This is a genomic window from Haloactinospora alba (assembly GCF_006717075.1).
GTDB classification, from domain to species: Bacteria; Actinomycetota; Actinomycetes; order Streptosporangiales; family Streptosporangiaceae; genus Haloactinospora; species Haloactinospora alba.
On the sequence record NZ_VFQC01000001.1, the window covers coordinates 3,299,921 to 3,311,704 of the forward strand.

An 11,784-nucleotide genomic window follows, 5' to 3' on the forward strand; every position below is an offset into this window, starting at 1 on the left:
TGGTCAGCTCCCCTCGTTCCCGGACTTCTCAGTGTCGTTCGACGCCTCTGCCGAGGCGCCGGACTTGGTTCCGGCCTGCTGGTTCTGGCCGCCCTGCTGGCCGCCGCCACCACCGCCGCCGCGACGCCGACGCTGGCCCCGCTCCCGACGCTGCTGCTGGCCACCGCCGTTACCGGAGCCGCCCGGAGCGCGCTGCGCGGCCTGCTGGGCCTCACGCTCCTCCCGGGTCGCCGGGGCGTCGCCCTTGTAGACCCAGACCTTCACACCGATACGGCCGAACGTCGTACGGGCCTCGAAGAAGCCGTAGTCGATGTCGGCGCGCAGGGTGTGCAGCGGCACACGGCCTTCGCGGTAGAACTCGGAGCGCGACATCTCGGCGCCGCCGAGGCGTCCGCTGCACTGGATGCGGACTCCCTTGGCGCCGCTCTTCGACGCACTCTGCATTGCCTTACGCATCGCCCGGCGGAACGCGACCCGGCTCGCAAGCTGTTCCGCGACCCCCTGAGCGACGAGCTGAGCGTCGGTCTCCGGGTTCTTGACCTCGAGGATGTTGAGCTGCACCTGCTTCTGGGTCAGCTTCTCCAGGTCACCACGGATGCGGTCGGCCTCAGAGCCGCGACGACCGATGACGATGCCCGGCCGGGCGGTGTGGATGTCGACCCGAACGCGCTCACGGGTGCGCTCGATCTCCACCTTGGAGATACCGGCGCGCTCCATGCCGCGGTTCAGCATCCGGCGGATGGCGACGTCTTCCTTGACGTAATCCTTGTACAGCTTGTCGGCGTACCAACGGCTCTTGAAGTCCGTGGTGACACCGAGCCGGAACCCGTGCGGGTTGATCTTCTGCCCCACTATCGGGTCCTTTCCTTCGTCTTGGCTGACGAGGCGCCCGCGGCCGCGCGCGGCTCGACGACCACCGTGATGTGGCTCGTCCGCTTGGTGACCCGGAAAGCGCGGCCGAAGCCCCGCGGCCGGATCCGCTTCAGAGTGGGCCCCTCGTCCACCCAAGCGCGGCCGACCACCAGCGTCTCGCGGTCCAACTTGTCGTTGTGCTCGGCATTGGCGATGGCGCTCGCGAGCACCTTGCCCACCGGCTCGCTCGCTGCCTGGGGCGCGAACCGGAGCACCGCCTGTGCCTCGTCAGCGGGCAACCCGCGAATAAGGTCCACCACCCGGCGGGCCTTTCGGGGCGTAACACGGATGAACCGTGCCTGTGCCCTCGTTCCCATCGCTTTTCCCTCGCTCACGGAAATCACCCCCACCACCGTGGGGAGAACGGTTCTTTACTGCGGTGCAACCGCTAACGGCGGCTACGGCGGTCTTCCTTGACGTGGCTCCGGAAGGTGCGCGGCGGCGCGAACTCCCCGAGCTTGTGGCCGACCATCGCCTCGGAGATGAAGACCGGGATGTGCTTACGGCCGTCGTGGACGGCGATCGTGTGCCCGATCATCTCCGGAGTCACCATGGAACGCCGCGACCACGTCTTGATGACGTTCTTGGTGCCCTTCTCGTTCTGTGCCTCCACCTTCTTCACCAGGTGGTGGTCCACGAACGGGCCCTTCTTCAGGCTACGTGGCATCGGACGTGCTCCTTACCGCTTCTTCTTGCCGCGCCGACGCACGATGAGCCGGTCACTGTCCTTGTTCGGCTTGCGGGTGCGCCCCTCGGGCTTACCCCAGGGACTGACCGGATGCCGGCCACCGGAGCTGCGGCCCTCACCACCACCGAGCGGGTGGTCGATCGGGTTCATGGCCACACCGCGCACCTCGGGACGCTTGCCCTTCCAGCGCTTACGGCCGGCCTTGCCCCAGGAGATGTTGGACTGCTCGGCGTTGCCGACCTGCCCAACGGTCGCCCGGCAGGTGACCTCGACCTGACGCATCTCCCCGGAGGGCATGCGCAGCGTGGCGTAGGCGCCTTCCTTGGCCAGCAGCTGGATCTGGGAACCGGCGGACCGGCCCAGCTTCGCTCCGCCGCCCGGCTTGAGCTCCACGGCGTGGACGAACGTACCCGTGGGGATGTTCCGCAGCGGCAGGCAGTTGCCCGCCTTGATGTCCGAGCCGGGACCGTTCTCCACGTGGTTGCCCTGCTTCAGGCCGGCCGGGGCGAGGATGTAGCGCTTCTCCCCGTCCACGTAGTGCAGCAGCGCGATCCGGGCCGTACGGTTCGGGTCGTACTCGATGTGGGCGACCTTGGCCGGAATCCCGTCCTTGTCGTGCCGGCGGAAGTCGATCACGCGGTAGGCGCGCTTGTGACCGCCGCCCTGGTGGCGGGTCGTGATCCGGCCGTGGCCGTTACGCCCGCCCTTCTTCTTCAGCGGACGCACCAGGGACTTTTCCGGCTGCGAGCGGGTGATCTCAGCGAAGTCGCTCCCGCTGGAGCCGCGACGACCCGGTGTCGTCGGCTTGTGTCTACGAATGCCCATCTTCTTCGCGCATTCCTTTACGTGTCGCTTGCGTTGCAGCGGTCAGCGGAACCCGATCAGAAACCGAAGATGTCGATCTGGTCCCCGTCACGCACACTCACGATCGCCCGCTTGGTGTCGGGACGCTTCCCGTAACCGGAGCGGGTGCGCTTGCGCTTGCCCTGACGGTTGATCGTGTTCACACGATCGACCTTCACGTCGAAAATCTTCTCGATCGCGATCTTGATCTGCGTCTTGTTGACATGCGGCCGGACCAGGAACGTGTACTCGTTCCGGTCCATCAGCCCATAGCTCTTCTCGGAAATCACCGGTTCGATGATGATGTCCCGAGGGTCGGGGATCTTCACTGGTCCTCCTCCTGAGACGTCGCACTCCGGGAGGCGCCGGCCACGTTGGCCAGGAACTCCTCGTAGCCGCGCTCGGTGAAGACCACGTCGTCGGAGTACAGGACGTCGTAGGTGTTCACCTGTCCCCCGGTGATGATGTGGACCTCGGGCAGGTTGCGCAGTGCGAGGCGGTTGTGCCCGTCCGCCTGGCCGAGGACGACCAGCACCTTGTTCGACTCCGTGACGCTCCGCAGGGTCCGCTGCGCGGTCTGGGTGCGCTTGCTCGCCGTGTCCTCGGGGAGGAACTCGCTCAGGACGTGCACCCGTCCCTTGCGGGCCCGGTCCGAGAGGGCACCGCGCAGCGCGGCGGCCTTCATCTTCTTCGGAGTCCGCTGGCTGTAGTCACGCGGCTGCGGCCCGTGCACCGTGCCGCCGCCGACGAACTGCGGGGCCCGGGTGGAGCCCTGCCGCGCGCGCCCCGTCCCCTTCTGGCGGTAGGGCTTCTTCCCACCGCCGCGGACGTCGCCGCGGGTCTTGGTCGCGTGCGTTCCCTGCCGGGACGCGGCCTGCTGCGCGGTGACGACCTGGTGCATCAGCGGGATGTTCACCTGCTGATCGAAGACCGCCTCCGGAAGCTCAACGTTGCGTCCCGTGCTCCCGTCGGGATTCTTGACCTCGATCGTGGCCATGGCTTACTTGCCCTCCCCCTTCACAGCGGTACGGACGAGCACCAGCCCGCCGTTGGGGCCCGGCACCGCACCCTTGACCAGGACGAGGCCCTTGTCCGCATCCACGGACTGCACCGTCAGGTTCTGCACGGTCTTGCGTTTGTTGCCCATCCGGCCCGGCATCTTGCGGCCCTTGAACACGTGCCCGGGCGTGGCGGCGCCGCCGATGGCACCCGGCGTGCGGTGCGTGCGGTGCGTGCCGTGCGTGGCACCCATGCCGCCGAAACCGTGCCGCTTCATCCCACCGGCGAAGCCCTTGCCCTTGGTCTTGCCGCTGACGTCCACCTTCTCGCCGGCCTCAAAGGCGGCGGCGGTGAGTTCGTCACCGAGCTGGTACTCAGTGGCGTCGGAGGTACGTACCTCGACGTAGTTCCGACGCGGGGTGAGCCCGTGCTTGCGCAGGTAGTCACCCAGCGGTTTGTTCACCTTGCGCGGGTTGATGTTCCCGTAGCCGAGTTGGACGGCGGAGTAGCCGTCGGTCTCCGGAGTCCGGACGCGAGTTACGACGCACGGACCGGCCTTCAGGACGGTAACGGGCACGATCCTGCCCGACTCGTCGAAGACCTGGGTCATGCCGAGCTTCTCGCCCAGTACTCCCGTGATCTGTTTGGTGGCCATGTCTGTGCGTCCCTTAAAGCTTGATCTCGATGTCGACGCCGGCCGGAAGATCGAGCCGCATAAGCGAATCGACGGTCTTCGGCGTCGGGTCGATGATGTCGATCAGCCGCTTGTGCGTGCGCATCTCGAAGTGCTCCCGCGAGTCCTTGTCCTTGTGCGGGGAGCGGATTACGCAGTAAACGTTCTTCTCCGTCGGCAACGGCACCGGGCCAGCGATCTGTGCGCCGGTCCGCGTCACGGTCTCGACGATCTTTCGAGCCGAGCTGTCGATGACCTCGTGGTCATAGGCCTTGAGCCGAATGCGGATCTTTTGTCCCGCCATGGTGGCCTTTTCGTCCTTCGCTTCAGTGTCCGTAGAGGCGCGGTACCAGTTGACCGGCCCTGCTGCCCCGCAGGGGCGCCCTCGTCGTTCTGCGGCTCTATTCACCTGAGAAATTGCTGCAGGGGGCGTCCCCTGAAGTGCATCACCGCTACAGAGCCCGATGACGTCGTTCATGGTGCGGCGGCCGAGCCGACCAGTGGCCCGGCCGCCGCATACGAGGGGCGGCCCGGTACACGCACCGCCCCGACTGCTACTTGATGATCTTGGTGACGCGACCGGCGCCCACGGTCCGGCCACCCTCGCGGATGGCGAACTTGAGGCCCTCCTCCATGGCGACCGGCTGGATCAGCTGGACGCTCATCTCGGTGTTGTCGCCGGGCATGACCATCTCGGTGCCTTCCGGCAGCGTGACCACGCCGGTGACGTCCGTGGTGCGGAAGTAGAACTGGGGCCGGTAGTTGTTGAAGAACGGCGTGTGCCGTCCGCCCTCGTCCTTGGACAGGATGACGACCTGGGCCTGGAACTCCGTGTGCGGAGTGGTGCTGCCCGGCTTGGTGACAACCTGGCCGCGCTCCACGTCCTCACGCTTGACGCCACGGAGCAGCAGGCCGACGTTGTCGCCGGCCTCGCCGTAGTCGAGGATCTTGCGGAACATCTCGACGCCGGTGACCGTGGTGGACTGCTTGTCCTCCTTGATCCCGACGATCTCGACCGGGTCCTGGGTCTTGACCTGGCCCCGCTCCACGCGGCCGGTGACCACGGTCCCGCGGCCGGTGATCGAGAAGACGTCCTCGATCGGCATCAGGAAGGGCTGGTCGACGGGCCGCTGCGGCTCCGGGATCTTCTCGTCCGCGGACTTCATGAGGTCCAGGACGGCCTGGGTCCACTGCTCCTCGCCCTCCAGCGCCTTGAGCGCGGAGACGCGGGTGATCGGGACGTCGTCGCCCGGGAACTCGTACTCGGTGAGCAGCTCCCGGATCTCCAGCTCGACCAGGTCGAAGATCTCGTCGTCGTCCACCATGTCGGCCTTGTTCAGCGCGACAACGATGTAGGGGACGCCGACCTGGCGGGCGAGGAGGACGTGCTCCTTGGTCTGCGGCATGGGGCCGTCAGTGGCGGCGACCACCAGAATGGCGCCGTCCATCTGGGCCGCGCCGGTGATCATGTTCTTCACGTAGTCGGCGTGCCCGGGGCAGTCCACGTGCGCGTAGTGGCGCTCCTGGGTCTCGTACTCGACGTGCGCGACGGAGATCGTGATGCCACGTTCCTTCTCCTCCGGCGCGTTGTCGATGTCCTCGAACGGCGTGAACGGATTGAGCTCCGGGTACGCCTCGTGCAGAACCTTGGTGATCGCCGCGGTAAGCGTGGTCTTCCCGTGGTCAATGTGACCGATGGTGCCTACGTTGACGTGCGGCTTGGTCCGCTCGAACTTGGCCTTCGCCACTGGATTACTCCTAGACGTACGAGTTGCTAGCTGGTTGGTTACGTGTCGCGGTTATTCGCCGCGGGCCTTCGCCACAATCTCTTGGGCGACAGCGGACGGGACCTCCGCGTAGGAGTCGAACACCATCGTGTACTGGGCTCGACCCTGCGTACGGCTGCGCAGGTCTCCCACGTAGCCGAACATCTCCGATAGGGGCACCTGGGCCTTGATGACCCGGCTGCCGGCGCGTTCCTCCATCGACTGGACCTGGCCCCGCCGGGCGTTGAGGTCGCCGATCACGTCGCCCATGTAGTCCTCGGGCGTGGTGACCTCGACCGCCATGACCGGCTCCAGCAGGACCGGCTTCGCCTGGGGCACCGCCTCCTTGAAGGCCATGGAACCGGCGACCTTGAACGCCATCTCCGAGGAGTCGACGCTGTGGTACTGGCCGTCCTGCAGCGACACCTTGATGCCGACAAGCGGATACCCGGCGAGGATACCGAATTCCGCGGCCTCCTGGCAGCCCGCGTCCACCGAGGGGATGTACTCCTTGGGGATGCGGCCGCCAGTGATGTTGTTGACGAACTCGTAACCGGCGCTGTCATCCTCGCCCGCGAGCGGCTCCACATCGATGATGACGCGCCCGAACTGTCCGGAGCCACCCGTCTGCTTCTTGTGGGTGTACTCGACATTCTGGACCTTCTTGCGAATGGTCTCCCGGTAAGCCACCTGCGGCTTGCCGATGTTCGCCTCAACCTTGAACTCGTCCCGCATGCGGTTGACGAGTACCTCCAGGTGCAGCTCGCCCATGCCCGAGACCACGGTCTGACCGGTCTCCTCGTCGCTGGAGACCTGGAAGGTCGGGTCCTCGTCGGCGAGCCGCTGGATCGCCTGGGAGAGCTTGTCCTGGTCACTCTTCGTCTTCGGCTCGATCGCCACCTGGATCACGGGCGCCGGGAAGGAGAGCGACTCCAGCATGATGGGGTTGGTCGCGTCCGACAGGGTCTCCCCCGTCGTGGTGTCCTTCAGCCCCATCACGCCGACGATGTCGCCGGCTCCGACCCGTTGGATCTCCTCGCGCTTGTTGGAGTGGATCCGGTAGATCTTACCGATGCGCTCCTTGCGCCCCTTGGCGCTGTTGAGCACCTGTGTTCCGGTCTCCAGCACGCCGGAGTAGACCCGGATGTAGGTCAGCTTGCCAAGGTGCTGGTCGGTCTCGATCTTGTACACCAGGGCGGAGAAGGGCTCCTCCTCGCTCGGCTTGCGGCTGAGCTCGGTCGCCTTCTCGCTGTCCTTGGGGTCGAACCCGTTGACCGCGTCGATGTCCAGCGGCGAGGGCAGGTAGGCGGTCACCGCGTCGAGCAGGGGCTGCACGCCCTTGTTCTTGAACGCCGTGCCGCACAGCACCGGAACAGCGGTACCGGCGATGGTCGCCCGCCGGATGGCCGGGACGAGTTGCTCCACCGTGGGCACTTCGCCCTCCAGGTAGAGCTCCATGATCTCCTCGTCGGCCTCGGCCAGGATCTCGATGAGCTTGTCGTGCCCCTCGCGCGCCGCCTCGGCGTGCGACTCCGGGATGGGGATCGTGTCGTACATCTCGCCCTTGGCGGCCTCGTCGCTCCAGACGTAGGCCTGCATGCGGACGAGGTCGATCACGCCCTTGAAGTCGGACTCGGCGCCGATGGGCAACTGGATCGGCAGAGGGTTCGCGTCCAGCTGCTCCGAGAACATGTCCACGCAGCGCTGGAACTCGGCCCCCACCTTGTCCATCTTGTTGATGAAACAGATACGCGGAACGCCGTAGCGGTCCGCCTGACGCCACACCTGCTCGGACTGCGGCTCGACCCCTTCCTTGGCGTCGAACACCGCGATCGCGCCATCGAGCACCCGGAGAGCGCGCTCCACCTCGACCGTGAAGTCCACGTGGCCGGGCGTGTCGATGATGTTGAGGGTGTAGTCATCCCAGTGCGTCGTGGTCGCAGCGGACGTGATGGTGATCCCGCGCGACTGCTCCTCCTTCATCCAGTCCATGGTGGCCGCGCCGTCATGGACCTCACCGAGTTTGTAGTTCACCCCGGTGTAGAAAAGGATCCGCTCAGTCGTCGTGGTCTTACCCGCGTCGATGTGCGCCATGATCCCGATGTTGCGGACCTTGGCAAGGTCAAGAGCAGTGGTAGCCATGTGGCTCGTCTTCTCTCGGTCTCTCGTATCGATTCGGCCGCGGGGGTTACCAGCGGTAGTGGGCGAACGCCCGGTTCGACTCCGCCATCTTGTGCGTGTCCTCACGGCGCTTCACGCTGGCGCCGAGGCCGTTGCTGGCGTCGACCAGCTCGTTCATGAGGCGCTCGGTCATCGACTTCTCCCGGCGCTTCCGGGAGTAGGTGACCAGCCACCGCAGAGCCAGCGTGGTACTGCGCGAGGAGCGGACCTCGACCGGCACCTGGTACGTGGCACCGCCCACGCGCCGGCTACGCACCTCGAGGGAGGGCTTCACGTTGTCCAGGCCGCGCTTGAGCACCACGAGCGGCTCCTGGCCGGTCTTCTCCCGGGCGCCCTCGAGCGCACCGTAGACGATGCTCTGTGCCTTGGAACGCTTCCCGTCCAACAGCACCTTGTTGATCAGCGCGGTAACGAGCGGCGATCCGTAGACCGGATCGGTGATGAGCTGGCGCTTCGGCGCCGGACCCTTGCGCGGCATGGTTACTTCTTCTCCTTCTTAGCGCCGTAACGGCTACGCGCCTGCTTGCGGTTACGGACGCCCTGAGTGTCGAGTGAACCGCGGACGATCCGGTAACGGACACCCGGCAGGTCCTTCACACGGCCTCCCCGCACGAGCACGATGGAGTGCTCCTGCAGGTTGTGCCCGATGCCGGGAATGTAGGCCGTGATCTCGGTGCCACTGCTCAGCTTCACACGGGCGACCTTGCGCAGCGCGGAGTTCGGCTTCTTCGGCGTCGTGGTGTAGACACGCGTGCACACCCCACGACGCTGCGGACTCCCCTTGAGCGCCGGAGTCCTGTTCTTCGCGACCTTGTCCTGTCGGCCCTTGCGGACCAGCTGCTGGATAGTGGGCACCGCGTCTCCGTCTTCCTCGTGACCTACGCCGGTTCTGTTCGCCTGTCGCTATTGACCTGCTGGCTTTCCCTCCCCGACCCGCCCCCGAACCCGGGCGTGTCGCGGCCTACCTCACGCTTGGTGCGTTCGTGGACGCCGCGACATGGCGGCTAATTGTCATGGGAGGAAGCACCACGCGCTGCTCTGTGATCCGCCGCCAGCGGTCCGTCTTCGAGCGCGCGTGCGACCCGTCGACTCACGGGCACGAAGTTCGAGCGTACCGAACGGACAACACGCCGTCAAAACGGCGGTCATCGTTCCCGTCCGCCGGCTTCGTAGCCTCGTACTGCCGTAGGTCATTCCCAGTATATGACCTACTGGGAATGCTCGCGCCGTTTCCGGTACAGAGTTCGGGCCGGGGTGCGACGGGCGCCCCGTTCGCTCCCCGGCCCGGTGGTAGTGGGACCCGCGCGGCGGGTCGGCGACGGCGTCCGGCCGGTAGGTCACCCCGTGAGGAGCACACCGAGCACGGCGACGACCTCCACCACGAACAGGGCGATCCCCGCCCACGCCATGGCGACCCCCGCCGTGACCAGCTTCACTCCCTCGAGCTCACCGCCGGACTCGGCGATACTGGTCCGGGCCTTCGGGGCGGTGAGCAACAGCACCACCGCCGCGGACGCCACCCCGATGACCGGGACGAGGGAAAGCACACCGAGCCACACCGTACTCAGCGCTCCCGGATCCGTCTCCGGCCAGTAGTCGATGTTGTCGTAGCCGGGATAGGGGTCCACGTCGGCGGCGGCGTCGGCCGACCTCTCGTCGAAGTCCGGGAACTCCCCCTCCGGGATCGGCGCGGAACGGCTCGGCTCGACCGACGGCTCCTGTTCGCCGGCACCGGCTTCCCCCTCCGGCGGAGGGGTCTCCCGGAAGGCACCGCCGTTCCACTCCTCCTCCGGAGGACCGGAGCGGGCACCAGCCGGGCCGTAGGCAACGTCCTCGGGGTACGGCCGCGGCCACGCCCCGGAGCGGGCGTCCTCGGGAGGCCCCCCTCCGGCGAGCGGGTCCGTGCCCTCGTCCTGGGGCACCGCCGGCATCGCCTGGGTTCCCGTACCCGAATCGGAGGCCGTACCGCTGTCCGGCTCGGGCTCCGGGGGCTGGCCGGTACCCGCGCCGTACCACGTGTCCGTCCCGGCTCCGGCGCTGGCCCCTATGTCGTACCACCCGCCGGAGCCGAGCGGATCCGCGTCGTAGGAGGGAGCCTGGGGACCGCCGGCCCGGCCGTGGCCGTCAGCGAGCGGGTCCGCGCCCCCGTCCTGCGGCACCGCTCCTTCCGCCGGGGCCGTCCCGGCGGCGAACCCGGAGTCGAATCCGGTCGTGCCGCCCTCCGCCGACCAGCCGCCGGTCTCGTGGCCCGCCGGCGCGTCCGGCGCGGCACCGCGCCGCTCCTCGGCGCGGATACCCGCCTGTCGGACGCTGTCGGGAAGCTGCGGGTCCTCCCGGCTGAAGGCCCAGGTGTTTCCGCTGCCCGTTCCGAGCTGTCCACCCGGGTCGACGCCGCTGGTGCCGGCGCCCGTGTGCGGTCCGGCGGCGCTCTCCTCACCCGCCGCGGAACCGCTCCACTGCTCCCAACGCGCCGCGGCCTGGTCGTCCTCGGCGAAGGCTCCCGGGTACGACGGGCGGGAGAGCTCGTCGTCGTAGCCGTCGGCGGAACGCGCCGCGTCGTTGACGGGGCCCGCCCAACCGGAGCTCGTGTTCTCCCCGGTGGGGAACCCCTGGGATGAGGCGGTTGAACGGTGGTCACCGTGGGACGTGGCCCACGGTTGGGCAGGAGCGGCGCCCCAGCCGTACCCGGCGTCGTACCCGGAACCCCCGCCGTGGGAGAGGTCCTCCGGTGGCCCGGCCGCCGACGTGTCGTACCACTGCCCGGTCGGATACGTCCGAGGGGCTTGGGTGGGGGGAACGGTGTACTCCCCGCCCCAACCGCCGCCTGGGGGATCGCCTTCCGGGCTCCTCTCCCCACCGGTGTGGTCGCTCGGCCCCGGGTGGGAGCTCGGGTCCCCGGCGGCCCTCCCCTCACTGACCGGCGACAGCGGGTCGCTGTACCACTCGCCGCTCCGGGCGGATCCGCCGAAGGGAGCCGACTGCTGCGGCTCGGGCTCCGGGACGCGGTAGACGCTCTCGGCGCCCCCGCTCTCCGCTGGCGGTGTGGCGTCGCCGCCGAGAGGGGGCGCCGTCTCGTAACCGGCTCCGGGGCCGGAAGCGGAGGGGTCCTCCTGTCCGCCAGGGGCCGCCCCGACGTCGTGGGAAACCGTGGGGATCTCTCCCGTGGCCGGATCCGCCGGCGGTGTGTAGGGACGGCTCACCGCAGGGGACGGGAATCCCGCGTACGGTGCCGACGGGGACGCGCCGGGCTGCTCCCCCCCAGAGTCCGCCCCCGCGCCGGGACCGGAGGGTGCGGTTCCCAGGCCGTCCAGAGCCGAGGGGTAGGGTTCGGCCATGCCCGGCCGCGTACCGCTCATCCCCGGGTACCCCCCCGTGTCCGGGAAGCCGGCATGGAAACCTCCTGTCGCCCCCGTCTCGTAGGGCTCGTCCCCCGCAGCGGGAGTCGCTTCTGTCGCAGGCGCCCCATCCACCCCGGCCTCGTAGGAGTCCTGGTACTGCGACTGCGAGCGGTGCCGATCGCCGCTCGGTGTGAACCATGAACCCTGCTCCTGCTGGCTGGGTTCGTACTCATCGTGCGGCGACACGTGCCGCTCTCCCCCGTTGTCTGTCACTGCCTTACATCTCCCGACCGCGTGTGGGCGCTAACGTCCCCATTCGAATCCCAGTATGCCGAGTGGCAACGACGAACGGCGGCAGCCCCGCCCCGGAACCGGGGTGGAGCT

General features: G+C 67.9%; 13 protein-coding genes. All 13 read right to left on the reverse strand.

Annotated elements, in window-relative coordinates; all coding sequences use genetic code 11:
• Nucleotides 1-3 precede the first annotated feature (3 nt).
• Nucleotides 4-852: a 30S ribosomal protein S3 gene (rpsC, locus tag FHX37_RS14840; protein WP_141924460.1), complete on the reverse strand. Its 849-nt coding sequence runs from the start codon at nucleotides 850-852 to the stop codon at nucleotides 4-6.
• Nucleotides 852-1,229, reverse strand: a complete 378-nt coding sequence (rplV, locus tag FHX37_RS14845) for a 50S ribosomal protein L22 (protein ID WP_141924461.1) — start codon at nucleotides 1,227-1,229, stop codon at nucleotides 852-854. Before rplV ends, rpsC begins: the two co-directional genes overlap by 1 nt.
• 71 nt (nucleotides 1,230-1,300) lie before the next feature.
• Nucleotides 1,301-1,579 (reverse strand): 30S ribosomal protein S19, encoded by a 279-nt coding sequence (gene rpsS / locus FHX37_RS14850; protein ID WP_141924462.1) that lies wholly within the window; start codon nucleotides 1,577-1,579, stop codon nucleotides 1,301-1,303.
• A 12-nt stretch (nucleotides 1,580-1,591) separates the two neighbouring features.
• Nucleotides 1,592-2,425, reverse strand: coding sequence for a 50S ribosomal protein L2 (gene rplB, locus FHX37_RS14855; protein WP_141924463.1), 834 nt, complete (start codon nucleotides 2,423-2,425; stop codon nucleotides 1,592-1,594).
• 56 nt (nucleotides 2,426-2,481) lie between these two features.
• A complete protein-coding gene (gene rplW, locus FHX37_RS14860; protein ID WP_141924464.1) occupies nucleotides 2,482-2,772 on the reverse strand; it encodes a 50S ribosomal protein L23 in 291 nt (96 codons plus the stop codon).
• Entirely contained in the window at nucleotides 2,769-3,440 is a 672-nt protein-coding gene (rplD, locus tag FHX37_RS14865) for a 50S ribosomal protein L4 (RefSeq protein ID WP_141924465.1), read from the reverse strand. The genes rplW and rplD overlap by 4 nt, the downstream gene beginning before the upstream one ends.
• A gap of 3 nt (nucleotides 3,441-3,443) precedes the next feature.
• Nucleotides 3,444-4,097, reverse strand: coding sequence for a 50S ribosomal protein L3 (gene rplC, locus FHX37_RS14870; RefSeq protein WP_141924466.1), 654 nt, complete (start codon nucleotides 4,095-4,097; stop codon nucleotides 3,444-3,446).
• 13 nt (nucleotides 4,098-4,110) lie between these two features.
• A complete protein-coding gene (rpsJ, locus tag FHX37_RS14875) occupies nucleotides 4,111-4,419 on the reverse strand; it encodes a 30S ribosomal protein S10 (protein WP_141925277.1) in 309 nt (102 codons plus the stop codon).
• Between the two features lie 250 nt (nucleotides 4,420-4,669).
• The gene (gene tuf, locus FHX37_RS14880; RefSeq protein ID WP_141924467.1) at nucleotides 4,670-5,863 is read right to left on the reverse strand and encodes an elongation factor Tu; all 1,194 of its coding nucleotides are present in this window, start codon (nucleotides 5,861-5,863) and stop codon (nucleotides 4,670-4,672) included.
• A 51-nt stretch (nucleotides 5,864-5,914) separates the two neighbouring features.
• Nucleotides 5,915-8,023 (reverse strand): elongation factor G, encoded by a 2,109-nt coding sequence (gene fusA / locus FHX37_RS14885; RefSeq protein ID WP_141924468.1) that lies wholly within the window; start codon nucleotides 8,021-8,023, stop codon nucleotides 5,915-5,917.
• Nucleotides 8,024-8,069: 46 nt separating this feature from the next.
• Nucleotides 8,070-8,540 carry a 30S ribosomal protein S7 gene (gene rpsG / locus FHX37_RS14890; protein WP_141924469.1) on the reverse strand — a complete coding sequence of 157 codons (471 nt, stop codon included), beginning with the start codon at nucleotides 8,538-8,540 and terminating at the stop codon, nucleotides 8,070-8,072.
• A 2-nt stretch (nucleotides 8,541-8,542) separates the two neighbouring features.
• Nucleotides 8,543-8,917, reverse strand: a complete 375-nt coding sequence (rpsL, locus tag FHX37_RS14895) for a 30S ribosomal protein S12 (RefSeq protein ID WP_141924470.1) — start codon at nucleotides 8,915-8,917, stop codon at nucleotides 8,543-8,545.
• A gap of 482 nt (nucleotides 8,918-9,399) precedes the next feature.
• Nucleotides 9,400-11,673, reverse strand: a complete 2,274-nt coding sequence (locus FHX37_RS14900) for a hypothetical protein (protein ID WP_141924471.1) — start codon at nucleotides 11,671-11,673, stop codon at nucleotides 9,400-9,402.
• Nucleotides 11,674-11,784: the final 111 nt, after the last annotated feature.